Genomic DNA, 25,409 nt, shown 5'->3' with positions numbered 1-25,409 from the left:
GTTACTCGATGGATCCATTTTTAGTAAAAGCCATACAATTAATATTAAGCCTTTCTTTCCTTATCGTTTTACACGAATTGGGACATTTTATTCCTGCTAAACTTTTTAAGACCAGAGTTGAAAAGTTCTTTCTTTTCTTCGATGTTAAGTTTGCCCTTTTTAAGAAAAAAATTGGTGGAACTGTATACGGAATTGGTTGGTTGCCTTTAGGGGGATATGTGAAGATCGCCGGGATGATCGACGAAAGTATGGATAAGGAGCAAATGGCTCTACCACCTAAGGAATGGGAGTTTAGAAGCAAACCGGCCTGGCAGCGACTTATTATTATGCTTGGTGGGGTTACCGTAAACCTGGTTTTAGGTTTTCTTATATATATGATGATCATTTTCGTTTGGGGTACCGCTCATGTTGGACCTGAAGAGATGCCGAAAGGATTTGCCGTAGTAGATTCTTTTGAAGAATATGGTTTTCAGGATGGAGACAGAATTTTGAAGGTAAACGGAAAGGATTTCGAAAACAGCCTGGATATTAATAAACATCTCTTTATGAGAGGTATTGAAAATATTACGGTTTTGCATCAGAATGGTGAAGAGGAATCCATCAGTGTCCCTGAGGAGATCGGAACTCAAATGTTTGAGAAGGGAATAATGCAGCCATTCGTTCCTATTATGGCTCCTGTGCTCGATTCCATTCAGCCTGGACTTGCAGCTGAAAAAGCTGGCCTTAAAAAAGGAGATAAACTCATCTCTTTGAATAATGTTGAAATTGGATACTGGCATGAACTGGCCCCGGTTTCTATGGAGAATAAGGAGAAAGAAGTAGAGCTGGTTTATGAAAGAGATGGAGAGATCAAGAGCACTTCAATCACGCCAAATGAAGAAGGAAAGCTAGGTTTTGTTAAAAATTACGATTTTGATATACAGAGAAACAGCTACGGCTTGACGCAAAGTATTAGTAAAGGTTTTGATTATGGATACTGGACATTAAGAGATTATGTATACCAGTTCAAATATGTATTCACAAAAAAGGGAGCAACTCAATTAGGCGGATTTGGTGCAATTGGCGGACTTTTCCCAGATGCATGGAACTGGTATGGTTTCTGGAATACAACGGCATTGCTTTCAATTATCCTTGCTTTTATGAACATACTTCCAATCCCGGCGCTTGATGGCGGGCATGTAATGTTCCTAATGTACGAAATGATAACAGGTAGAAAACCTAATGATAAGTTCATGGAGATCGCACAGATGGTAGGTTTCTTCTTATTGATCGCACTGGTATTATACGCGAACGGGAATGATATTTACCGTTGGTTATTTGAATAAGAGAATTAGTTTATAATATAAAAGAGCAGTGCTATCGCGCTGCTTTTTTATTTGTAGAGGTTTTTTAAAAGCTAATTCCAGAATAAATTAAACAATAAAGAATCTGTAATTTGTTGACTATCCGTAAGATTCAAATCGATATAAAAATTCTTCGAAAAAAATCGAAAAAATCTTTTGACAGCATTTAAAATTTGATTTATATTTGCAACCGCTTTCAGAGCAAAACACTCCTCCTTAGCTCAGTTGGTTAGAGCATCTGACTGTTAATCAGAGGGTCCTTGGTTCGAGCCCAAGAGGAGGAGCAAAAAAGTAAAACCAGTCTTTAACGAGGCTGGTTTTTTTGCTTTAAACCCTTTTGATAATAGGTGATTCAACCTAAAGGTTTAAAAAGTCAATATCTAGTTTTTCTGAAATTCGGGTTTAAAAAGGTACCCAAACGAAAAATTAGGAGTACAATTCGGGTACCCACTTTTTTTCTGGGTACCCATTTAACTATCCGAGAGTATGCCAATTGTTTAACTTAAAATCAATTGGTATGAATTATTCCAAACTATCAATTTTATTCGTTGCCTATTTGGCAAAAACAAATCAAAAGGGACTGTGCCCTTTAAAATGTAGATTGACCTATAAAAAGAAGCGTAAAGAATTTTCTTCAGGTTTAATGGTAGACCCTAAAAAATGGAATTCTAAATTACAAACAGTGGAAAATGATGGTTTGTTCAATTCAAATTTGGAGATAATACGAAGTAAAATTCAAAAAGCTTATATCTCTCTAGAATTGGAACGAGACACTTTTACTGTTCAAGATATTGCGAATAAGTATTTAAGCAAGCCAGGGTATGACAAGCCACATTTGGTTAAATTCTACAATTCTTACCTAGAAAAACTTGAAAGTTTAATCGGTAAGGAACTAAAAAAATCCACCTACAAGAAATTTGAATATATCGAAAAGGACCTAAGAAAATTTATGAGGTCTAAATACAAAAAAAATGATATTGCATTAGAAGAATTAAAACCTCAGTTTTTAGAGGATTTTGATTATTATCTAAAGACCGAGAAAGGGCAGAAGCAAATAACCATTAATAAGTCAATACAGCGTCTTAGAAAAGTGATTAAGGTGGCTTATGCTGAAGGTTTGATAAATTCCAATCCATTCACATTATATAAGCCTAAAAGAGTCAGAAAAGTGGTTACTTACCTTTCTGTTGATGAACTAGAGACCCTAGAAACTTATGATTTCAAATTATCCAGGTTAGAATTGGTACGAGACCTCTTTATTTTTTGCTGCTATACAGGATTAGCGTATCGAGAAATGAAGGAGTTGAGGAAAAAACATATCATTCAAAATTTCGATGGAAAACCTTGGATTCAGATAAGGAGAGAAAAAACGGGTAAGAATTTGTCTATCCCATTGCTACAGAAAGCAAATGAAATCATATATAAATATTCAGGTCATAAAGAGTTAATATTTCCCTCGTACAGTAACCAGAAGATTAATGCTTATTTGAAAGAAATAGCAGTAATTGTTGGAATTGAAACTAATCTAACTCATCATGTAGCTAGGAGAACTTTCGCTACTACTGTATTACTTTTTAATGATGTACCCATGGAAATTGTCAGTGAGTTATTAGGTCATTCTAGTATGCAAATAACACAGGATTATTATGGTAAGATTGTACAGAAAAAGGTAGGCCTTGTAATGGATGAATTAACCAATAAGCTAAAGAAATAAGAGAATTACCATTTAGGAGAAATTCTGGGTGGTAATTTTTAATAAAAAAGTATATCTTTAAAACCTTATAAACTAATTTTTTAGGAAGAATAAGTCCTTTATATCTACTTTTAGTGCTTTAGCGATAGCATTTGCATTCCCTACAGATGTATTTATTATCCCTCTTTCAATTCTACTGATTTGAGAGATTTCTACGCCAATGTCATTGGCTAGTTGTGCTTGGGTAAAACCTTGGGCTTTTCTAACTATTCTTAGGTTTTTACCGAATGCAATTAAAAAGTCTTTCTCATTTAAATATTCCACGAGTTAAAAGTCGTGGAGCTTCATATTTATATTATAGGCATATTTGCCTATTTTTATTGTCAAAATCTAACCAACTAATCAAAAATGAAATTAGAAAATGAATTTCCAAACTATGCTACAGCAATAGCTCAAATGAAGGATACCACCGATTTAACTTTGTTTAAAAGTAATTCTAACGTCTATTCCCACATCATGTCTTATATAGTTTTCGGTAATAGATTAGGTGATATCTATATCAATCTCAATAAGCATGAGGACTTTGTATATGTCTCTTTCGCCACTTACAAAGGCCTAACTGAAAAGGCTAAAACTACAGGGGATAGTATATATAGAGATATGCCTGTGGAAGATTGGATTACCACTATTGCAGAAGTGATGAACAAGCATAATGCGAATCCAGACCACGCTCAATTAGTAATGAATTTTACACGTCAAAGAGTTAGCAGGTCACAAACGGGAAGTCCTGTTAAAAACTCAGGTTGTATGCTAACATTCCTTTTAATTATTATTCCGATTGTTACCTATAGCATTTATTAACCTATAAATTATAAAAATTATGAAAGCTGTCAATTACTCCTGGTGGATAGGAGCCATTATTTCCACAATACTGACATTTGCATTTTTAGGCTCAGATTCATCCTTAGATGTTGGTATGATTTTCTTTGTTGGAATTGTAAATGGTGTATTCTGGGGCTATATTATTGGTCTTATTATCGATAAAGTAAATGAATCTTCCAGTAATCAAGAGAATCCATCTACAAAAAATAATATTGGTGATTCCTCGGCAAGAAATTCTTTGTATAAGTATGATTTGAGGAGAGATGGATATTATCTAGCTTCAATAAATAAAGGGGTAGATAACCCTATATATTATGTCATGTTTTTCACCTCTAAAGGATTTGTTGGCTACCAGGAGTTAGATGAATTTGATGATTCAGAATTGACTAATGAGGATTACCAGCAGATTATAGCAGAAGGAGAAGCTCTTGATGAAATAGAAATTTCTAACAATCTTACCAAGTACAAGAAAAGAGGAGCAGATATATTTATGAAATTCTACAATCCAGAAGAATACTCTAATATAGACCCTATAGAAAAAGTACCTTATGAAGAACCTAATGTTTATAATAAATGGTCGGGTCAAGTTATTCCTGGTGGTCTATTGTTAGACTTAGAAACGAGTACATTTAATTACTCTCTAAAGAATTATTCGAAAGAAAAACCAATTAAGAACCTCAAATTTAAGTTTGTACCTATAAGTATGAACTAAATAGCAAAAGATAAATATTTACAAACATGAGAAAAATCTTCTTTTTAGGAATATTAATTCCAATCTTAAGTTTTGGTCAAACAAAAAATAAAATTGAAGGAATAGTAATAGATACTCCTTGTGAGTTGGAGTATACCAGAAATTTGGGAAATCAGAATAATTACAGCTGTGTTATACAAAAATCCGATAACAAGATTTTTCAGTATTCAATTACTGTTCAAAATCTGTTTGAAGAAATGAAAGGTTTTACTGGAAGTTCCCTTCAAGTTTTTAAGGATGAGTTTTTACAATCGGCAAGGAGTAATTCTATTGCAAATGGTGAAAATGCCGAATATATTAAATTGAATAACCAAAGGAAGGCTTTAAAAACTGAATCTTACTTGACTTATTCTGGAAATAAATTTAAAAACACTTCTATAATATTACTCTATAAACAAAAAAGTTACATTTTTAATTTGACGACTAATGAATTAAATAGCTCTGAACTAAATAAATTGATAGATAGAATTGTAATAAATTAAAATAGTCTTATTAGAATCCCTCTTCATTTTTGTAGAGGGTTTTTTTTGACCTTCTAAGTTGACATAGAAATGTCAAGTTTTTTCAACAATTTATATATAGTGTTTGAAGGGAAGAACTGATGACTTTACGTCCTTACCAGCAGTAAGAATTTCTCCGATTGATTCTGCAAATTTTAAAGTGACAGGTATTCCATCACCATATGAGCAAGTGTTATAGTTCAATTTAGTTAATGCTAGTATGTCTTTACAAACGTCTCTGATATTACTTTCACCTCTTGTAATTTCAACACTTAAAGGATTCGGTACTTCCAGACCTAACTGGGTTTGCAAACGAGGAATAAATCCACGAGTCCATACATAAGCCTTGTCAGAATTAATTGACATTACACTCCCTCGTGGAACACAATAGGAAAAATTTCGATGCAACTTAAAAGCAGAATCGTCTCTTATTCTAATACCAATTATTTTACTCTTACCTTCTGTAGCATCAGTAAATCCCTTCCATTCTGCATTCTCAAAATATGTTTTTGCATGGATAAATACTTCTTTAGGATAATCTCCTGAATAATCTTTAAAAGCTTCTAAAGATTGAGAAATTATTTCAAATGCATCATCTTTACTTAAGTGAAATTCATTTTTAGCAGGATTAAACCAAGGACCTACGTTACCCCGAAATACCATCCCATCTCCAGAATCCAAAAACATTTGGGCAGCACAGCAAGCATTTTTATGATTGGCGTCCTCATTCAATCTTTTAAATACTAATCCTAAATAACATACTCCATTTCTCACATCTCCTAATTTCCAAGGCAAACCACCACACTTATAATATAAGGTAGTTGAGATATTCCAGGCTTTAGCGGAATCAAATTTCTTCTCAGAATCTATCTTAGTTTCATCATCCCAAATTTCTTCATAAGCTATTTTGTCCTCGATGATAATTTGTGAAATTATTTTTTCTTGTAAGAGTTTAGCTTTTAGCTGATTATGGAAATTCACCTGATACTTATATGCCTCCTGTAATTTCTTATTTTCATCTTGAAAAAATAATGAGACCTGTTGAGAATTTCTTTCATTCTTTTTTAATCCAATTTTTATATTCTCATCTGATGAAGGTATTCTTGAATTAGGTCGCCCATATAAGTAAATTTCTTTGGGTATGACAATAAACCAAATAGTTACTGGATTCTCTTCCCTTCTTACATAGTTAAAAATTTTATCTGCAAATAGATTAGTTAAGTTGTGAACCCTTTGGTGGCTGTCGGTATAATGCAAGAACTCTTCTATATCTTCAGTAGGGACATTAATAGAAGCAATATTTTCAAAATTTATATTAATACCATAGGCAGCTTCTAAGCCTGGGAACATTGGCCTAGCTTTATCATTATCTAAACTTTCAACAGGTTTATGGATTTTCTGCAGGTAAGAAATCATCCTTTCACGTGATATTTCCGTGCCAATTACTCCAATATTAATTTTACCTGAAATTTTATGATTAGAATTAGGACCAAATAAGGTGATTCCGTCTCGCGGGTCAATCATTTTCTGTTTATAACCAAAGGTTAGTTTCGGTTCCTCAATATGAAATAAATCAGTTGTCATTATCTTCTACTTGTAGCTCTTTAGTTGGTTCATTATAGCCAAATTCTGCCCAATAATATTCTGGGTACTCTTTCATTACAATTTTTTGTGCTGCTCCTGATTCAATTGATATTTGACCCTTTCTGTTCTTTAATCCTTGTATAAATGCTAACTGTAAATCTCTCCATTCTTCATTAAAGAATCTTTTTCCTTTAGCTCTTCTATTGGAATGCATCGTTTTATTATCATCTAAAGGCTTATGGCCATCAGATGTAAATATTAAATGATGTTTGATGCTATAGCCTAAAATGGGATTTAGAATAGGTATTTGCGAAATAGAGTAATGCCATTTCAGGCTTTTATGTTTTCCTAGAAGCTTCTTTCTTTTTTTTCCTCCTTTTTTGATGGGATATTTAAAATAAACTTGGTCCTTAGGTAATAAATCTTTTGGAAAATAATAGGAGAGATTTTTGCCTGACATTGAGTACCAATATAAGCCTTGTTTTCTCATTAAGAGGTGAAAGGTTCTTCTAAGGAGTTTCTTAAAATGATTTTGAATGTCTCTATCGGTAGGAAAAGCATTTCTCTCCGTTCCTAGTAATACCTCTGCAAGATTGAAGGTATAAGATTCTTTTGGTTCAACTGTAAATTCTTCACCGCTATCACTAATTACTATATTTTCAAGCTTATCTGAGAAGGTGGTTAATACATTAGATATTTTTCCTATTGGAATTGAGGAATTCAAAGAATAAATGCATTCAGCCTGATTTTTATTGTCGTATCTATTTATATAAATATTCTCAGGTAATTCTTCAAAACTCCACCAAGAAGAATAATAGAGTTCTTCTTTAGGTATAATACCTTTACTACTGGTGTATTCATTTTCAAACCATTCGCTAATTACTGTGCTTTCATTAGATTGATTGGGAATATTGTCTTTTTTAAGTTTTTGAATTAAAATTTTTAAACCCTCTGCCCAATTATCAGCGAAATGTATATGATTTAAAGTGTTAGCTCCTACAAATAAATCATACGGAGAATCATCAATTTTTAAAGGGATTATAAAATCTTTTAAGCCATTTTTTCTCCCAATACTTTTTCCTAATTCTAATTCATCTCTAATTCCAGACTTTAGGTTGCCTGGTTCCTGATTATAGCAGATATTATTGCTATAAACTAATAGGAATTTTACCGCTCTATTTCTTATAATCCCATCAATTTCTTGCCAGAATGTCTCACCCCCTAATAGACCCTCTTTATCTATCCAAACTTTATAGCCTAGACTTTTTAATCTGGAAGCAAGCCAAATTGTAAAGCTATTATCCTCAGGAGTTGCATGGCTTATAAAAATTGTATCTCTATCCAAACTAAGAAGTTTTAATCGGGTTATTATATAGGGTGTGGGAAATACTCAATTTAAACTTGACAACTTGACGTCAACTTTTTTCTCTGTTTTTTCTGCCCCCTCATTTAATCTGAAAATCCTTAATGCCTCACTAACTAATTTATCGGTTCTTTTCATTATATTTTCTTCTTTCCATGCATCAATATCTTTAATGGCTTCATTTATCCATAGACCATTTTTAAATCCTATGAATTTTCCTTCTTTATTTTTCTTATTCTGTTTAATATCAAGTGGAGAATTGCTTAATCTAGAATTGTAGCCCGTTAGGGTAAGATTCCCTAATTTATGTACTTGATTTCTTCTTATTTGGTCTGCCTCAGTTTTATCTCCATCGGCAACCATTTTTATCCAGTGCTCAGGTATATTTTCTCCCTGAGGGAATATATGTTCAATAGTCCAGACAAATTTCTTCTTATCTCTTGCGTAAAAGTTGGTGTATAATTCTTTTGTTTCTTTTTTATCTAGTTCAATTGAAGACAAGATATATCTAGTGGCGCCTACATTTTCTTCGTAAATATTACCTTTTAATTTCTCTTCAAAAAATTCATCTGTAGCAGGTTTACCTTTATCCAGAATAATTGACTCTACTTTCTCATAATCATATTCATCAAGATTATTAACCTCTTTGATAATATCCATAAAGTGATTGGTTAAATCTCTTGTAGGCGGTGTATCAGTAACATTTCTTCTTATGAAATATTTGCAGAGTAATTTAATCAGCTGAATTTTTTCCTTCTCTGCAATTGTATAATTTTTTTCTACATGAAGTAGTAGCATATAACCATCAGCTCCATTTACATTTTCCAAATCCCTCAGAGCTCTTATAAGCTCAAAAGAATGTTCGTCTGAGTTGTAGACTATATTTTTATTGTAAATTTCTGAGGCCTCTTCTAATCTATCAAATATGGTATGAACATCTTTATTTATTAATGACTCATAAATCGTAATAAGATTAGAACGTAATGCTTTAGGTATTTTAGGTACTTCAATAACTTTTTCAAGTTTAAATGCATTATAGAACTGCCTTAAAAATCTTTCCTGTACTTTATATTCTTCAGTTAAATTTTGAATTATATCATTCCATCTATTATAGTTAGCATCAAGACTTGTTTCATCTTCTGTTTTTTCTAAATGCCCAAGCAATTTATTTTTAATAATATCTATAGCAGAAAGAGGAACTCCTCGGTTATTTAGGGTTTCAAACAATGTGAAAGCATCTGCATGAGTAGCAACATCTATTTTTACTATAGTAGCACTATTAAGTTTATTTAATAATGCTAAAGCGCTTTTAAAATCATATAATGGTTCATCATTTTCATCTACCTCTGAAAGTCTATCATAAAAATAGTTGAAGGTCTTTTTTATTCTTCTATTCCCTAAATTTTTAGGTTTCTTAATGTGTTTTAATTCGGATATGTTATCTGCAAAAATCCAACTATAATCTTCAAAATTATGGTTAGAATAAGAAGGTGATAACCTTGGTTTTTTCTTGTCCTTGATTATAATTCTATTCCTGAGGCTAAATAATTTTAGTTTATTATCCAGTTCTTTTTCTTCATCTTCAGTTGGAACTAGAGTGTTTTGAAGAAACTTATAGATAGCTAGGTATAATAGACTTATAGTTGTCATTCTCTGCTGACCATCTACAAGCTCTAAATTTGCTGGTTTGTGCGAATCTGTTTCAGTGTTTATGCAGATAATAGAACCTAAAAAATGTCCTCCTTCACTTTCCAGGATATCATCAAATAAAGCCTCCCAGTTCCATTTACTCCAAACATATTCTCGTTGATATTTTGGTATGTAATATGTAACATTGTTGTCACCACTAAATAACTCTGATAGTGGTTTGTTATCAGTATTTTGAATCATTTCGGGAAAGGTTTATTTAGTTAATATCTTGGTAATGGCAGGTTGTTTAAACAGCCTCCATTTCCTCTTCAAATTTTAATTCAGGCAAGCCATTTACAATATCTACAGTTTGAACGCTGACGTTTATAACGCTTAGGAGTAAATCTAGAATATATTTTGGATTTTCTACCTCTTTAGACCAATTATTAGGGTCATTTTTAATTCCACTTTTCTTATCATTCTTTACCTGATATCTATCCATTATCCATTCAATTGCACTTTTACCATTTACAATATACTCATAAGCCTTCTCAGGAATATTCTCAAGCACTATTCGACTGTTGTATATAATCTTATCTTTTTGATTTTTCTTGGGGAATTTTAGTTTTTGTACTCTGTAATATGCATAATCATCTCCCTTGCTATTTTCTTGTAGATGGTTGATTTCAACCTCTTCAAATGGAAGAACATCTTCATATTTCATATGTAAATCTGCTAAATTTCTGCCAGCTTTACTAAATTTCCAGAAATCTCTGGGTTCATCTACTAATGGAATTCTCGGAAGCATTTTCTTTAAATCATTAGCAAAAGTGTTGCGATAATCATAAGAATGTAAGATTCCATATACATAATAGAAGATATCTTCCTTGACGACATTTTTTCCGTATTGATTTTTAGCCCTATCCAATATGAAGTTGCTAATTCCATCCCTCCTGTGATATTTAGACTTAGTGTTTTCATCGAAAAGGCTTCCTTGAGCTTGCTCGTTTAATTCATAATAATAAAGGGGGAAACATTGAGCCTTTTCTATTGTATCAAGACTTGGAATATTACTGCTCATCAAACAAGAAAAACTCTTATTAGACCCTAATCCTGATAAGCAAATAAGTTTATTTTCAACTGCTGGTAGAGGAAAAAATTTTGGTTGTTGATAAGGACGTTGGATAAAATTTTTATCAAAATAAAGGTTCATTTTTGTAAAAGGCCTGTATAGCCCCTTTATCATTTCAGAAGCTTCATAAGCTCGCTCTTTATTTTGTTCGCAAGACCTCTTAAGAGAGTAATTCCAACTAATTTTTGTAGAATCATTTGAGATAAACTGGTCGAAATGTAAATTATCATTATTGAGTGATGCTTTTTGATAATCTAGTCTTTGTTGATTGTAAAAATCAATCATTCTAACCATATTTTCTTTAACCTTTAACTTTGAAAAATTAAAAACCCAAGCATCCCTTGAGGTGGCGGTACCCAAAGAATGGGTTAGAAAAAATGAATTACTTTTTAAGTTAAACTTTTTATCTGCTTGAATAGGAGGGAACTCTTCAAAACCTATACTCCTTTGATTTAACCAGTCACCATGTTCATTAGGATTTATAGTTTTCCAATCAACGTTTTGTATTGTACTGTAATTAGAAATAATTTTCAACTTTTCTTCTCTACTTAGGTAATCACCAATATCATGATACTGAACTTGTGCACTTCCTTTGTGATTAGGATTTTTAATAAGTAAAGTAATGGATATAGGTGTCCGCGACCCAGAACCAAATATCTTTCCCCCCTCTTTTCTCGATAATTCTCCAGAAGTACGTTGGTTTCCTCGTAAGTTGAAAACATAAATAGATGAAAATTCTTTCTCCATCCGTTTCCTAAAACCATCCATGCCATTTGAATCGAGCCAAGCTCCGTTTGAAACGAAACAAATCACACCTCCATTATCACTATCTAATCTATCTGAAGACCATCTGAACGCTTTGATGTAGGCGTCGTAGAGAGCTTTAACAGATGTAGCGTTACTATCTTTAGCATACGTTTCTGAAATGCGAGAATCTAATTTTTCATAGCCTTGATTGGCGGCGTTATCATTTGCAGATTTTTGTCCTATGGAATATGGAGGATTTCCAATTATTACTCGAATGGGAGCTTTTCTTTGAGCTTCTACTCTTTCTGAATTTTTTGGAAACATTTCAGAAAAAAGTTTTTCACCAGATTGTGTTTCACCTAATTGGAAAGTATCTGTAAGGACTATACCTTCAAAGGTTTCATATTCTTCGTCCTTACCTAATAAATCATGATATGTGTTTTCAATATTAACAGCTGCAATATAGTAGGCAAGAAGGACTAATTCATTAGCATGTAATTCATGTTTGTATTTTCTAGCCAGGTCTTTTTTACTTATTAATCCACTTTGAAGAAGACGAGTCATAAATGTTCCAGTTCCAGTAAATGGGTCTAAAATATGAACGTTTTCATCGGATATACCTCTACCAAATTCTTTTTTTAGAATATCATTTACAGAGTGGATAATAAAATCTACTACTTCAACAGGGGTATAAACGATACCTAGCTGTTCAACCATTTTAGGAAAAGCTGTTTTAAAGAACTTATCATATAACTCTATAATAATACGTTGTTTCCCTTCTGCATTGTCTATGCCCTCAGCTCTTCTTCGTACAGAATCATAGAATTTTTCAAGTACTTCTGTATCCTTTTCTATCGCCTGTTTTTCTAATAAATCAAGCATAGTCTGCATCGAAACAGAAATAGGATTGCTTTTTACAAAAGAATATCCCTCAAAAAGAGCTTCAAAAACAGGTTTTGTTATAATGTGTTGTGAAAGCATTTCAACCGCTTGCTGTTGGGATATAGCTGGATTAATATTTTGTTGTAATCCTTTTAAAAATTGTTCAAAAGATTTTTTATGTTCTCCATCTTCTTCAATTAGATTATTAATTCTTTCGACCTGTTTCTCTGCAATTTCAGCAACACTACTAGCCCATTGTTCCCAATACCTTCTATCACCAACTTTTTTAACCATTCGGGCATACATTACACTTTGTAATTGCTCAAACTGTATTGCCAATTGATTATCTAATTTACCATAAGATTCCCCAGATTCTCCAAAACTGCCAGTCCCTTCTTCTCCTTCTACATAATCAGGAGGAGTAGGTCTACCTATTAGTATCTGTTTAGGTTTTTTCTTATTGAGGTCTATTTTATTGATAGTAGCATTAAACCTATCATCATGAGCTCTTAATGCATTTAGTACACTCCAAACAACTTTAAAGCGCTCATTATCGTTCAAGGCTTCAGAAGCTTCTATATTAGAAGGAACAACCACTGGTATTATTATATAACCATAATTTTTACCCTTAGCCCTCCTCATTACTCTTCCAACAGATTGAACTACATCAACCTGTGAATTTCTAGCTGATAAAAACATTACTGCATCAAGTGAAGGGACATCAACACCTTCACTAAGACAGCGTACATTAGTTAATATTCTAGATTCATTAGTACCAGCAGAAGTAGATTTTAGCCAACCTAATAAATCATCCCTTTCAGGAGCAGACATACTTCCATCTATGTGTTTTGAGGAAACTGTTACCAGGTTCTCTCTTTTTGTAAGTGGGATGGAATCTAAGTATTGTTCAGATACATCATTAAATGTTCGGGTTATTTTACGAGAAACATTGATGTTTTGGCAGAATGCTACAGCCCTTTTCATAGGGTTGGGGTCACTGGATTTTATCAATCCTTCGTCACCTAATACTTGTTTAGAAAGAGCATTTATACAGCCTATTAGCTTTGAAGCATCATCAGAATTAATTTCCTGGTCTGAATTTGCTACCATAGCTTGAATTGCAGGTGGTACATCAGCATCACTTAGCGTAAGTATGAGTACTTTATAATCTGATAATAAATCATTTTGAACAGCTTCACCAAAACCAATCCTATAGATTTCTTCTCCATATAAAGATGTATCATCCATTGAGCAGATTATAGCGTCATTTTGAGCAGCTTTAGACTTTGAATCATCACTATATAGCCTAGGAGTGGCAGTCATGTAAAGCCTTTTCTTTCCTTCTAAGAATTCATTGTCATGAACTTTTATAAAATGTGAAGAGTCTTCTGCTGTTAATGCAGTACCAGTGGTACGGTGAGCTTCATCACAGATGATTAAATCAAATTCAGCATTGATTTTATGTTGTTGCTTTAATTCTTTTTGTGCAGCAGCTATTACATCTATTGACTGATATGTGCTGAATACAACAGTCATCCCTTTTTTGTTAGAAGCCTCTAATCCTTTAAACTGCTTTACTATAGTTGGAACATTCGTAGAAGCAGGGAGTGCCAAATCAACAACACTCATTATGGTTGAATCGTCAGCTTTAGAGTGTTTCTTGGTTATCCTAGAATCAGAACATATACAGATTGGGTTTATAGCATATTCTGAATTTGCGGACCATTCACTTAATGTTTGTCCTAATAATGCAATAGAAGGAACAAGAAATAAAACAAGTCCTTCACCCTTAGTTTCATTTTCAGCAATTTTTAAAGACGTAAAAGTTTTACCAGTACCACAAGCCATTATTAACTTCCCTCTGTCATTTTCTTTAAAGTGCTCATGAGTTTTCTCTAAAGCCTGAGTTTGATGAGTTCTAAGTGTGTGCTTTTCTTTACGTGCTAAGTCTCCAGAAATACCATTTTCTAATTTTTCCCAATCTACTGGAGCTTCCTGTAATTCGTTAAGGTTTATACGAGTAACAGGAGGATTTTGATTTTTTATGGTTTCCTCTGCGTTTACTCCCCATTTATTTGTAGTAGAAACCCATAGCCTATTTGAAAATTCAGTAGTTAGAAAACTCTCATTTTTAAAACTTCTACTTGATGTAGATAGAAAGGAATCTACAGCATTTTTATCTATAGTTGAGCTCTCCTGAAAGCATTTACACTGAATAGCCCAGTAGTCACCTTCAAAGGTTAATCCCACTAAATCTATTCCTGTATCTTTCCCTCCGAAATCTTTTTTTCCTGGGAACTCATTCCATAACCAAACATATTTAAACTGATTAGAATATTTTGGGTCAGTTTGTAAATAAGCCTGAATCAATCTTTCAAAGCGTTCACCTTTATCTCTTTCTGAAAATGAATATTTTCGGTATTTCTCAAGTACTTTCTGGAAGGACATATAAGCAATGGTTAAATTAGGGCAATTGCGGAGTAGGGATGGAGCAATTTAAGCCTTACAATTTTAACATTACTTTTCGAAACATGCAATTTAATTAGTTCAGATACCCCATAAGTAATCAACAAAAAAGTTGACAAGGATACGTCAGGTTATTTTGGAGAATTGGAGAACCTATTAATTTTTTTTTAAAAAATTTTCAAGGACTTTTTTAAAGCGAACGCACCATAATCTAGAATACCCACCCCCCATCCAAATAATTTTTGGGTCTATCCCCGTCTTTAAATGGATGAGAAGTATAATTGACATAAATAAATTACTTCAAAAACCTAAATGCCCTGCGGGCTCAACCCCCACTCATCTAAAGCATTGGGGAATAGTCCTCATATAATCTTATAAATTGAAAAAACTATGGTTACAATTGTTGATTACAAAACATTCGAGAATGAGGATGAGAAAAAATTTCATGTTCTAATTGTTCAGGGAGGGCTAGAAGCAGTTAAGAGTAAGGAAACAGGTCAAACCTACTTTACTGCTAAAACTGCTCGTGTATCTTGTACTTTCGATGAAAATACCTGTAAAGGTTTAATTGGTACTGAGATACCAGGTACAATCAAAAAAGTAGAGGTTGAGCCTTATGAAATGATTAACTCCCAGACTGGAGAAGTTTCTTTATATACTAAAAGAAGCGTATTTATTGGTGAAGGAGAAAAAGAAGAAGAGTTACATCAGAATGATGCAATCGAAAATAATTTAGTTGCAGAAGAAAATGTGATTTAGAAAACATCTACAAATAAGAATTAAAGGGAGTTCTATTCAGGACTCTCTTTTTTTATGTCTAATGGTTGCGTTGATTCATTGTACATGAATTGGTGACAACTTCTAATCAAAAATAATTATGAAACTACAACAGGCTCAAAGAAGCCAAGTTAAATTAAGGATAGGTCTTAGCGGACCAAGTGGTTATGGAAAGACTATGTCCGCCTTATTATTAGCCTATGGAATTACAAATAACTGGAATAAGATAGCTGTAATAGATACAGAGAATAATTCAGCCAGTCTTTATTCACATTTAGGAGAATTCAATGTTTTGAACCTTGAGGAACCATACTCACCTGAAAGATATATCCAGGCAATAAAAACCTGTGAAGAGGCTAAAATGGAGGTTGTTATAGTTGATTCTATAAGTCATGAATGGAGTGGAAAAGGTGGTTGTCTTGAAATGCATGAAAAATTAGGAGGGCGTTTCCAAGATTGGGCTCGAATAACTCCATTACATAACCAATTCATAGATGGGTTAATTCAGTCCAAATGCCACATAATAGCTACCACAAGAAGAAAAGTAGATTATTCTCTTGACCGAGATATGAATGGTAAGACCAAGGTAATGAAGCTTGGAACAAAAGAAATTACAAGAGAAGGTTTTGAGTATGAGCTGACAGTCAATTTTGAGTTTATTAATGACAAACATTTGGTTAAGGCTTCAAAGGATAGGACAGGATTATTTATGGATAAACCTGAATTTATCATAAATCCTGCAACTGGAAAAAAGCTAAAGAATTGGTGCAGTGAAGGAGTGTCATTAGATAAGGTCAAAAAAGAAATTGCTCAATGTCATCATTTAAATGGTTTGAAGCATATCTATGAAAAATATCCTGCGCTTGCTAAAGAGATTTATCCTTTAATAATGGAGCGCAAGGGAGTAATTGAAAATACAAATGCTCAGGTAATTGAAGAAAACAATGTTGAACAACCAAAAAATATAGAAAATGGAATTAATCGCAAATAACCCTCTACATAATAATATAGTAGATGAAAAAGAAATAGTAAGTAGTTCTAATCGAAGCTTTATTGAAGCCAACACCAAGAATGTCACCTTGGAACACTTAAGAAAAGACTGTATAATACCAGTTTTTGCGAAAGATAATGAAAGCACGATTAGTCACTATCAATTTGTCCAAAAGACCAGGGAAATAGCTCAGGATTTATTTCCTGAACTTGAAATTTCGGAACCTAATATAAGAACCTCTCACCTAATAAAGGGGAGAATACCTTCAGCTATAGGTAAACCTGCCAAGGAATTAAAAGAACACGAGAAGACGCTTTATTATGAAAGGTGTGCTTTTGTGATGGAAATCCCTGCTGTAGTAGAAAATGTAAATGGCAATAATCTAGCCCTAACTATTGGAGGAGTTAGAGCGTATAATCAGGAGAATCTTTTCAGTAAGAAAAACCCTGAGAAGTTTAAGGTCTTTATTGGCTTCAAAAATATGGTGTGTACTAACCTCTGTATAAGTACAGATGGATTAGCAGACCAGATTAAAGTCACCAATACAGACCAACTATCTTATGCTGTAGAAGGTTTGTTGCAACAATACGACAGGGAACATCATTTAGGATTGATGGAGAGAATGAGCAGGCAATATCTAACTGAAAAGCAGTTTGCTCATTTTATAGGGAAACTCCGAATGTTTCAGTTTATGGATAAAGCTGAGCAGAAGAAATTATTCTCTGTAGCTTTAAATGACGGTCAGATAAATAATGTGGTGAAAAACTACTATACCTGTCCTAATTTTAAGCGTAGTGATGATGGGTCTATCAACCTCTGGAAGTTGTACAATCTGTTTACAGAAGCCAACAAGAGCTCTTATATTGACAACAATTTTGAGCGAAGTGTAAATGCATACGAGTTAACGAATAACCTCGTTAATTCACTGCAAAACAAGTCGGATAACTGGTTCTTACATAATTAATAATATAGCTCTTTTGAGTAAAATGAATGAGAAACACTTAGCGGAAATATTGAAATATAGCTCGCCTAATACATTATATATAGTTACCTGGAATAACCTATTAAAATTACTTTTTTGCCCGTTTGAAGTGGTGGTGAAACACCCAATTGGGGATTTAAAAGAGGGAGAGAAGGTTTTGGTAGAAGCAGTAAAGGTTACTGCTGAAATTAGGACTGTATTTATTGTGAAAGGGCTGGCATATTTTCATTATCACTTTGAAATTGTCTAAACCTTTAAAAGCTATATAATAACAAGGAGTTATGCTGTATTTTGGATAACCAAGCTTTTGAGATGGCTTCTCCTATATCAAAAAGCCACTGAAAATGAAATCATGATTATATTTGCTGGTACAGCCTATTTAAAAGGCTGTACTAGTTTTTATCGATATGAAAAGTTTAGAAAGTTTAGATAGAATTAAAGCCATCCAGCATCCAGGTTTTTTTGAAGAATTGAAAAATGAGTTCTGTAATACATATTTACAGTATCATCCTTGGAAAAGAGATTTTCAATGGAATGGTGAAGATAGTTTTACAATCGACTATCATAACCCCCATCAACAAATTGAGAAATCCTATACCCATAAGTTAAGTGAAATTATTGTTGAAGAAATTAATTATTTATTCAAATCCCTAAAAAATTCTTTGAAAGAAGATTTTATTCATCTATCTGACCCAACTAAAAAACAAAGATTAATAGATACAGTAATGCAGGACTTGAATGAAATAAATGGAAATATTTTATTTAAAAATGTACCTGAAAAATATTGCCAACTTATTAAAAACCAAATTTCAATCGAAATTAAGTCTGTAAGTGAAATTCAAAATAGTAGTGGTAGTAAATCAAGGAAAAGATTAGGATATATTCAGCTTGAAAATATAGATACTTATAATAATGAAAAATTCAGAAATTTCTATACAGCATTAACTAAGGGAAAATTTATTTCTACAGGGTCGTCTGTCAAATTACGTAAAGTATTTGATGGAGCTAACTTGTCTAACGATAGTTCCGATTTGAGAATTGAATGGCTTGGTAAAGCAACTGAAGCTAAATATCTGTTCCAACGGCTCTCCGATAAGAAAGCATTCCCACATATTAACATGAAAAATAAATGGATAGCCATTACAAATAATTTCAAAATATTTAATGCCTCTGGAATAGAGTTAGATTCAGAATCAATTCGTGTAGTAGGTGACATCCCAAAGAAACAAAAAGACCAGGAAAAAGAACTTAATAGTATATTAGATACCTTACGGAATTAAATCTACACTTTACTACAATTATCTACATCAAACTAAATCTTCGTCATTGTAATCTTCTGATAGTTAATTGTTAGTTATCTGGTTATTCTACAATAAAACTCCATTTTCTAAATGTAAATGCTCAAAATAAATCCTTTGTATTCAGAATGCGATGCATATTGCAAAGCTTAGAAAATTTGAAAGTAAATGAATACAAAAGTAAAAATTGAAGTAGATTTTCACTTCAAGGATGACGGAGCAATTAAAATTAATCAAGGTAAACTTATAGATTTCCTAGAAGCTCATGGGTTTCTACATTTAGAGATAGGTAAGAAATCAATTCTAGTTAGAAATATCAATAACATTTTATATAGAGTCTCCAAAAAAGATATAGTCGAACTGGTGAGAAATACACTAGATGTGGATGAGACAAGGGAGGTCTACGATACTTATGCGAAATCTCCTGGAACTTATACTGGTTGGAATAAACTTGAGTTATTGAAATCAACGCAATTAATTGATGACAGAGATGACGACAACATGTCAAGATTTTATTTTGCGAATTGCTATTGTGAGATTACAGAAAATGATATTGTAGAAATTCCTAATGAAAAGCTATCTCACCCAATTTGGCAAAACAGAATTATAGATAGGAATTATAATGAACCTGCATGCAAAAAGCCTGGACAATTTGAGGTTTTTTGTAATAATATTTCAGGGAATTCGCCAGAACGATTTAAAGCTATGAAGTCTTTTCTAGGATACTTATTACATCGAAATAAGGAGAGAGGAGAGCATAAGGCGGTGATTCTCTATGATGAGAAAATGGGAGTAGGTGGAACGGCGAATGGAAGAACTGGTAAAACTTTACTTGCTAATGCTTTAAAGCAATGTAGAGAAACTGAAAAATTTGATGGGAGGTATTTAAAAAATGAAGGTAATTTTAAAAATCAACGGATAAATCTGACTTCAGATATTTTGGTATATGATGATTTACAAAAAAACATAAAGTTTGATATATTCTATTCCATGCTTACTACTGGTATTGAAGTGGAAAAAAAGGGGCAACAATCCTTTTATATTGAAGACGAAAATGCTCCAAAAATTTTAATTACCTCTAACCATTATGTCAATGGGGATGGAGGAGATTCAGATAAAGGTAGAAGATATGAGTTTGAAATAGTAAATTATTATAGTTTAAAATTTAAACCAGAACATGAATTTGGGAATAGATTTTTCGGAAAAAAATGGCCAGTTGAAGAATGGGATAAATTTTATTTTTTCATGTTTCAATGTGTCCAAATTTATCTTTCTAATGGTTTAATTGAAGTGCCCGACCTCAATTTGACTAAATCTAAAATACTAGATAATACCTCTCCCGAATTTTTAGAATTTGCTGAAGAATATTTTGAACTGAATTCTTGGTTAGATAAACGAGAATACCTCGAGTTTTTTCAAGGATTTTATCCCAAATATGCGGATTTGAGTTCTAAACAATTCACATCATGGTCTAAGCAATACGCGGTTTCAATTAAATGTGTATATGAAGATAAATCTTCTGGTTGTGGCCTTTTCTTCAAATTAAACCCTGAAAATTAGAATGATATGGGAAATATAATTGGAAAAGTATATAAGGCAGTAAATCAAGTTACACAGGAAGTTTACATTGGTATTACAAATAAATTAATCAAGACAAGAAAAAAAGACCATCTACAGAAAGCAAGAAAAGGGGTAGGTGGAGCATTTCAAGAAGCTATTCGTACATATGGTGAGGAAGCTTTTGTGTGGGAAGAAATTGATACAGCTAGCTGTTCAAATGAATTAGCAGAAAAGGAAAAGAAATATATCATACAATACTCATCAAACCTCAAAGGATATAATTCTGATTCTGGCGGAGGAATAAAAAAGAATATATATCAATATAATATTGAAACAAAAGAATTAATTCAGGTGCATGAAACTTTGGATGCTGCAGCAATTTCAATAAATGGCAGCAAGCAAGATATTTCAAGGGCGTGTTTAAGTGCTAATGGTTCAGTAAAAGGATATTATTGGAGCTATAAAAAAAATGTTGAATTTATACCAAATGGAGATTCTAGAAAAAAGAAAGTAATACAACTGGACTTAAATTATAATGTAATTGATGAATTTATTTCTGTGACAGAAGCTGCAACAAAAAGTGGGTTAAGCAAGACATGTATTTCTAGAGTATGTCGTGGTGAAAGAGATTCTTCTGGAGGATATATATGGAAATATAAGGATTGAATTGAAAGTAGTTATTTTTGAATATTCTTTTCATTAATTTTATAATTAGTATTAAAAACTTAATAGAAGGCATACTTTTCGGATACCCATAGATAGGGAACCTTTGAAAAAGACTGATATGACTACCATAACCTTCCTTGGTTCGAGCCCAAGAGGAGGAGCTTCAAAACCCATCTTTTTTAGATGGGTTTTTTTATGGAATTTATCAGGGCGGGAGGTTTATCCTGAGCGAATTCGAAGGGAGCCCTAGAGGAGCAACAACAAAAGCCATTCGATTTTCGAGTGACTTTTTCTTTTTAATGCTATTTATTCCTCTACCTATCACTTAAAATAGGGAAACCTTAATTTTAATTTAATGTATTGGTGACAGTAAGTTTAAACTTGTAGGTTTTATTTGTTGCATTAAAAATGCACACTTAAAAATCGTTTAAGTTTTTGTCGACTTGATTAATATAGTGTGTAAGGGCTGTCTCTAGACGGCCCTTTTTTATTTTAAATATTACTATAGCCTTAATGCTTAGGAAACATTAAGTTAACGTTAGAATCGTTTCTTTGCCCCCGACAAAAACTTAATAGACGATTTGATGAAAAATGCTATCTACATAGTAATTGTATGTGTTTTTACTTCTCTGAACCTGCACTCACAGGAAATTAGCGATACTAAATTTGGCAAAGGACTAATTAATTTTACTGCTAAAGACAGTTCTTTTAGTGTGAAATTTGCTCCCAGAATTCAATTTAGGTCTTTTACAACCTGGGATCATGATGGTGAAAGCTATGAAGATCCAGAACAGGCTTTCCTTATTAGAAGGGCAAGATTAAAGTTTGATGGATGGGCACTTACTCCAAAACTTAAGTATAAAATTGAATTAGGTCTTTCTAGTAATGATATTGGAGGTGCTAATCAATTCACAGGAAATGCACCGCGATATATCCTGGATGCCGTTCTGAAATGGAATTTCTATGAGAATTTCGAATTATGGGCGGGTCAAACTAAACTTCCTGGTAATGTAGAGCGTGTGATCTCATCTGGAAACCTTCAGTTTATAGATAGATCTATCTTAAACAGTAGGTTCAACATAGATCGTGATATTGGGCTTCAGCTTCACCATAAGATCAATTTAGGGGAAAAATTTGTTATAAAGGAAAAATTCGCTTTGTCCCAGGGTGAAGGTAGAAATGTGAATGTTGGTAATATAGGAGGACTACAATATACAGGAAGACTTGAGTTTTTACCATTTGGAGAATTTGAAGGGAAAGGTGATTATTCACAATCTGATCTTGAAAGAGAGAAATCACCAAAAGTAATGGTAGGAGCGGTATATGACTTCAATAATAATGCAGTTAAAACTAGAAGTAACCAGGGAAGTTTTATGATCCTTGAAAACGGAGAAATATTTGAAACCGATATAAGCACCATCTTTGTAGACGCTGTTTTTAAATACAATGGCCTTTCATTTTTAGCTGAATACGCAAACAGAGATGCAGAAGAACCTTTAGCTATTCGTACAGGTGAAACAAACCTTCCTGATTTTATTGTTGCTGAAGGTGACGCATTTAATGTTCAGGCTGGTTACTTATTTAAGAATAATTACGAGATTGCAGCGCGTTATTCAATGAACGACTTTAGTGAGGTCACAAATCTTCTGGATCGAGAAGAGTATACTTTAGGAGCTTCTAAATATATCGTAGGTCATAAATTAAAGGTTCAGGCAGATTTGAATTATGCGAGACAGGATGGTCTAAATGATTTTATTTCTTTTAGAGCCGGATTTGATTTTCACTTTTAAAAATTAACAATTTGGTAACGGTAAATCCCTAATTAGGTTGGATACTTGCACCGCTTTTTAAACAGACAAAATGGAAAATATTTATTTGTTAATGTTAGTAGCATTAGTTGTTCTTGCCATCGCAGATCTGGTGGTTGGAGTTAGTAATGATGCGGTAAACTTTTTGAACTCTGCGATTGGTTCTAAGGCGATCTCATTTAAAACAATTATGATCGTTGCCAGTCTGGGGATATTTTTCGGAGCCGTATTTTCCAGTGGTATGATGGAGGTAGCCCGGAAAGGTATATTTATGCCGGGTCAGTTCTATTTTGATGAGATCATGATCATCTTCATGGCCGTCATGATCACAGATATACTCCTGCTGGACTTTTTTAATACACTCGGGATGCCAACCTCTACAACGGTATCTATTGTATTTGAATTACTAGGGGCTGCGGTAGTGATGGCGCTTATAAAAATTAGCGCATCAGATTCACAAACCCTTGCCGATCTCGCAGCATACATTAATACCGATAAAGCAACTGAAATTATTTCAGGAATATTCCTGTCTGTAGTTATTGCATTTACCATCGGGGCCTTAGTTCAATGGCTTTCCAGGCTGGTATTTTCTTTTGAATATGAAAAGAAGGTCAAGAATTTCGGAGCTCTTTTTGGAGGTGTTTGTTTAACTGCCATAGGATATTTTATTTTCTTTAAAGGTTTAAAAGGGACTCCATATTATGATAGTTTTAAAGATGTTCTTGCTAGCCAATGGATAACTGTAGTTGCGGTAAGCTTTGTTTTCTGGACGCTGTTCTCATGGTTATTCATGAAGATCTTTAAGAAAAGTATCCTCATCATTGTGATCGCTATAGGTACTTTTGGATTAGCGCTTGCATTCTCAGGGAACGATCTTGTAAACTTTATCGGGGTGCCTATGGCAGCTTACCATTCTTATGAAGCATGGGCTGCATCTGGACAGGCTGCTTCTACTTTCTCTATGGAAGTTTTAAGAGAAAAAGTTCCTGCTGAACCTATACTGTTATTTATTTCAGGAGGTATTATGGTATTAACATTATGGTTCTCTAAAAAGGCCAGAAGTGTAGCCGAAACTGAAATTGGTCTTTCCAGACAGGGACACGGTACAGAAAAATTCAATCCGAATATGCTTTCCAGAGCGGTTGTTTCTGGTAGTACAGCACTTTCAGATAGTATAAAACGAATTATGCCAACAGGTGCTAGGAGAACTATCAGCAAAAGTTTTGATAAACCTGAAGATATTCTGGTAGGTGACAAGTCTGAAGAGCAACCGGCATTTGATATGATCAGGGCATCTATCAACTTAACTGTTGCGGGTGTGCTAATTTCTATTGCTACATCATATAAATTACCATTATCTACTACATACGTTACCTTTATGGTGGCTATGGGTACTTCATTAGCAGATAAGGCGTGGGGACGAGAGAGTGCAGTCTACAGAGTTGCCGGTGTATTAAATGTGATTGGTGGTTGGTTTTTTACGGCATTTAGTGCCTTTTCCGCTGCCGGTATCCTTACTTATATAATTTTCCTTGGAAAAGGTCCTGCTATTGCTATTCTACTATTAGTAGCTATTGGCTTACTGGCAAGAAATTATATTTCTCATAAAAATAAGGCTATTGCCAAGGCTGATAAATCTGGATTGAGAAAGTCTGATAGTAAAACGGTTCAGGGGATTATTGCTGAAAGTGCAGAGAATATTTCTAACGTTGTATCAAGATCTAATAAGATCTACTCAGATGTACTTACAGGTCTTGCCAAGCAGGATAAGAAGAAACTAAAGAAAAGTAAGAAGGGGGTTGATAAACTCGAAGCTGAAATTGAAGAATTAAGAGATCATATTTTCTTCTTCATTAAAAGTCTTGATGAAACAAGTGTAAGAGGTAGTAGTTTTTACATTACTATACTTGGTTACCTAACAGATATTGCTCAGTCTCTGGAGTATATTTCTAAAAAGAGTTATAAGCATATCAACAACAATCATAAGCCGCTTAGATATAATCAAATTACAGATCTTAAGGAGATAGATGATACTCTAAGTGAACTGCTGGGTAAGATTGATAGAATCTTTACCGAAAAGAGGTTTGACTACATTAGTGATATTGTAGATTCTAAAGGTGAAATTTTGCAGAGTATTAATGATAAAGTTGAAAAGCAGGTTGCAAGAACAAGGACCGAAGAATCCAGTCCTAAGAACACAACTTTATATTTCAACATATTGTTAGAGACTAAAGAGCTTATGCATGCGATCATGAATCTTATGGAAGAGTATAATTCAAGCTATAAGAAAGTCTAGTTTTATAAAATTGAAATTGAAAAAGCCACTCAGATCTGAGTGGCTTTTTTTTTGTTTGT

19 protein-coding genes and 1 tRNA gene are annotated in these 25,409 nt (G+C 33.2%); 15 read left to right on the top strand and 5 right to left on the bottom strand.

All coding sequences use genetic code 11. From position 1 onward, the window contains the following. Positions 1-8: 8 nt before the first annotated feature. The 3 genes from rseP to G530_RS0101275 all read left to right on the top strand — a co-directional run bounded on the left by rseP (position 9) and on the right by G530_RS0101275 (position 3,057). Positions 9-1,325, top strand: coding sequence for an RIP metalloprotease RseP (gene rseP, locus G530_RS0101285; protein WP_026932804.1), 1,317 nt, complete (start codon positions 9-11; stop codon positions 1,323-1,325). Positions 1,326-1,553: 228 nt separating this feature from the next. Next, positions 1,554-1,627: transfer RNA gene (locus G530_RS0101280), tRNA-Asn, on the top strand. A gap of 233 nt (positions 1,628-1,860) precedes the next feature. Beyond that, the gene (locus G530_RS0101275) at positions 1,861-3,057 is read left to right on the top strand and encodes a site-specific integrase (protein WP_026932803.1); all 1,197 of its coding nucleotides are present in this window, start codon (positions 1,861-1,863) and stop codon (positions 3,055-3,057) included. A gap of 72 nt (positions 3,058-3,129) precedes the next feature. Here G530_RS0101275 and G530_RS0101270 read toward each other — a convergent pair whose 3' ends face one another. Next, positions 3,130-3,360 carry a helix-turn-helix domain-containing protein gene (locus G530_RS0101270; protein WP_026932802.1) on the bottom strand — a complete coding sequence of 77 codons (231 nt, stop codon included), beginning with the start codon at positions 3,358-3,360 and terminating at the stop codon, positions 3,130-3,132. A gap of 84 nt (positions 3,361-3,444) precedes the next feature. On the opposite strand from G530_RS0101270, the gene G530_RS0101265 reads away from it, so the two are divergent. The 3 genes from G530_RS0101265 to G530_RS0101255 are packed head-to-tail and all read left to right on the top strand — an operon-like array spanning position 3,445 to position 5,151. Next, positions 3,445-3,897 (top strand): hypothetical protein, encoded by a 453-nt coding sequence (locus G530_RS0101265; protein ID WP_026932801.1) that lies wholly within the window; start codon positions 3,445-3,447, stop codon positions 3,895-3,897. 19 nt (positions 3,898-3,916) lie between these two features. Next, positions 3,917-4,630 (top strand): hypothetical protein, encoded by a 714-nt coding sequence (locus G530_RS0101260; protein ID WP_026932800.1) that lies wholly within the window; start codon positions 3,917-3,919, stop codon positions 4,628-4,630. Positions 4,631-4,656: 26 nt separating this feature from the next. Next, positions 4,657-5,151, top strand: coding sequence for a hypothetical protein (locus G530_RS0101255; protein ID WP_026932799.1), 495 nt, complete (start codon positions 4,657-4,659; stop codon positions 5,149-5,151). Between the two features lie 90 nt (positions 5,152-5,241). Here G530_RS0101255 and G530_RS0101250 read toward each other — a convergent pair whose 3' ends face one another. Genes G530_RS0101250 through G530_RS0101235 form a run of 4 tightly spaced genes read right to left on the bottom strand, consistent with a single transcriptional unit; the run spans position 5,242 to position 14,954 of the window. After that, the gene (locus tag G530_RS0101250) at positions 5,242-6,753 is read right to left on the bottom strand and encodes an argonaute/piwi family protein (RefSeq protein ID WP_205619184.1); all 1,512 of its coding nucleotides are present in this window, start codon (positions 6,751-6,753) and stop codon (positions 5,242-5,244) included. Continuing rightward, positions 6,743-8,098: a toll/interleukin-1 receptor domain-containing protein gene (locus tag G530_RS0101245; RefSeq protein WP_035715682.1), complete on the bottom strand. Its 1,356-nt coding sequence runs from the start codon at positions 8,096-8,098 to the stop codon at positions 6,743-6,745. The genes G530_RS0101250 and G530_RS0101245 overlap by 11 nt, the downstream gene beginning before the upstream one ends. 45 nt (positions 8,099-8,143) lie before the next feature. Beyond that, positions 8,144-10,006 carry a DUF262 domain-containing protein gene (locus tag G530_RS16425; RefSeq protein WP_051199637.1) on the bottom strand — a complete coding sequence of 621 codons (1,863 nt, stop codon included), beginning with the start codon at positions 10,004-10,006 and terminating at the stop codon, positions 8,144-8,146. 46 nt (positions 10,007-10,052) lie between these two features. Further along, positions 10,053-14,954, bottom strand: coding sequence for a DEAD/DEAH box helicase (locus G530_RS0101235; protein ID WP_026932796.1), 4,902 nt, complete (start codon positions 14,952-14,954; stop codon positions 10,053-10,055). Between the two features lie 408 nt (positions 14,955-15,362). Between G530_RS0101235 and G530_RS16420 the strand changes: the two genes are divergently transcribed. From G530_RS16420 to G530_RS0101190, 9 genes are all read left to right on the top strand, one after another. Beyond that, on the top strand, positions 15,363-15,731 hold the full coding sequence (locus tag G530_RS16420) for a hypothetical protein (RefSeq protein WP_035715680.1): 369 nt from the start codon (positions 15,363-15,365) through the stop codon (positions 15,729-15,731). Positions 15,732-15,849: 118 nt separating this feature from the next. Further along, positions 15,850-16,740, top strand: coding sequence for an AAA family ATPase (locus tag G530_RS0101225; protein WP_026932795.1), 891 nt, complete (start codon positions 15,850-15,852; stop codon positions 16,738-16,740). After that, positions 16,721-17,704 (top strand): DUF3871 family protein, encoded by a 984-nt coding sequence (locus G530_RS0101220; protein ID WP_026932794.1) that lies wholly within the window; start codon positions 16,721-16,723, stop codon positions 17,702-17,704. The genes G530_RS0101225 and G530_RS0101220 overlap by 20 nt, the downstream gene beginning before the upstream one ends. Before the next feature lie 22 nt (positions 17,705-17,726). Then, positions 17,727-17,972: a hypothetical protein gene (locus tag G530_RS16415; RefSeq protein ID WP_026932793.1), complete on the top strand. Its 246-nt coding sequence runs from the start codon at positions 17,727-17,729 to the stop codon at positions 17,970-17,972. A 157-nt stretch (positions 17,973-18,129) separates the two neighbouring features. Continuing rightward, positions 18,130-19,002, top strand: a complete 873-nt coding sequence (locus G530_RS0101210) for a hypothetical protein (RefSeq protein WP_026932792.1) — start codon at positions 18,130-18,132, stop codon at positions 19,000-19,002. Between the two features lie 186 nt (positions 19,003-19,188). Continuing rightward, positions 19,189-20,580: a primase-helicase family protein gene (locus G530_RS0101205; protein ID WP_026932791.1), complete on the top strand. Its 1,392-nt coding sequence runs from the start codon at positions 19,189-19,191 to the stop codon at positions 20,578-20,580. 6 nt (positions 20,581-20,586) lie between these two features. Next, a complete protein-coding gene (locus G530_RS0101200) occupies positions 20,587-21,246 on the top strand; it encodes an NUMOD1 domain-containing DNA-binding protein (protein ID WP_026932790.1) in 660 nt (219 codons plus the stop codon). A gap of 584 nt (positions 21,247-21,830) precedes the next feature. Continuing rightward, positions 21,831-23,036 (top strand): porin, encoded by a 1,206-nt coding sequence (locus G530_RS0101195; RefSeq protein ID WP_026932789.1) that lies wholly within the window; start codon positions 21,831-21,833, stop codon positions 23,034-23,036. Positions 23,037-23,106: 70 nt separating this feature from the next. Next, positions 23,107-25,350: an inorganic phosphate transporter gene (locus G530_RS0101190; RefSeq protein ID WP_026932788.1), complete on the top strand. Its 2,244-nt coding sequence runs from the start codon at positions 23,107-23,109 to the stop codon at positions 25,348-25,350. Positions 25,351-25,409: the final 59 nt, after the last annotated feature.

The sequence above is a fragment of the Christiangramia echinicola DSM 19838 genome (assembly GCF_000423065.1).
GTDB classification, from domain to species: Bacteria; Bacteroidota; Bacteroidia; order Flavobacteriales; family Flavobacteriaceae; genus Christiangramia; species Christiangramia echinicola.
The sequence above is the reverse complement of the archived record's forward strand: the minus strand, read 5'-3'. Positions and strand labels throughout refer to the sequence as shown.

Bases quoted from the DNA above. Each gene is read 5' to 3' on its own strand.
- rseP (WP_026932804.1), top strand. From the start codon at position 9: ATGGATCCATTTTTAGTAAAAGCCATACAATTAATATTAAGCCTTTCT.
- G530_RS0101275 (WP_026932803.1), top strand. From the start codon at position 1,861: ATGAATTATTCCAAACTATCAATTTTATTCGTTGCCTATTTGGCAAAA.
- G530_RS0101265 (WP_026932801.1), top strand. From the start codon at position 3,445: ATGAAATTAGAAAATGAATTTCCAAACTATGCTACAGCAATAGCTCAA.
- G530_RS0101260 (WP_026932800.1), top strand. From the start codon at position 3,917: ATGAAAGCTGTCAATTACTCCTGGTGGATAGGAGCCATTATTTCCACA.
- G530_RS0101255 (WP_026932799.1), top strand. From the start codon at position 4,657: ATGAGAAAAATCTTCTTTTTAGGAATATTAATTCCAATCTTAAGTTTT.
- G530_RS0101250 (WP_205619184.1), bottom strand. From the start codon at position 6,753: ATGACAACTGATTTATTTCATATTGAGGAACCGAAACTAACCTTTGGT.
- G530_RS16425 (WP_051199637.1), bottom strand. From the start codon at position 10,006: ATGATTCAAAATACTGATAACAAACCACTATCAGAGTTATTTAGTGGT.
- G530_RS0101235 (WP_026932796.1), bottom strand. From the start codon at position 14,954: ATGTCCTTCCAGAAAGTACTTGAGAAATACCGAAAATATTCATTTTCA.
- G530_RS16420 (WP_035715680.1), top strand. From the start codon at position 15,363: ATGGTTACAATTGTTGATTACAAAACATTCGAGAATGAGGATGAGAAA.
- G530_RS0101225 (WP_026932795.1), top strand. From the start codon at position 15,850: ATGAAACTACAACAGGCTCAAAGAAGCCAAGTTAAATTAAGGATAGGT.
- G530_RS0101220 (WP_026932794.1), top strand. From the start codon at position 16,721: ATGGAATTAATCGCAAATAACCCTCTACATAATAATATAGTAGATGAA.
- G530_RS16415 (WP_026932793.1), top strand. From the start codon at position 17,727: ATGAATGAGAAACACTTAGCGGAAATATTGAAATATAGCTCGCCTAAT.
- G530_RS0101210 (WP_026932792.1), top strand. From the start codon at position 18,130: ATGAAAAGTTTAGAAAGTTTAGATAGAATTAAAGCCATCCAGCATCCA.
- G530_RS0101205 (WP_026932791.1), top strand. From the start codon at position 19,189: ATGAATACAAAAGTAAAAATTGAAGTAGATTTTCACTTCAAGGATGAC.
- G530_RS0101200 (WP_026932790.1), top strand. From the start codon at position 20,587: ATGGGAAATATAATTGGAAAAGTATATAAGGCAGTAAATCAAGTTACA.
- G530_RS0101195 (WP_026932789.1), top strand. From the start codon at position 21,831: ATGAAAAATGCTATCTACATAGTAATTGTATGTGTTTTTACTTCTCTG.
- G530_RS0101190 (WP_026932788.1), top strand. From the start codon at position 23,107: ATGGAAAATATTTATTTGTTAATGTTAGTAGCATTAGTTGTTCTTGCC.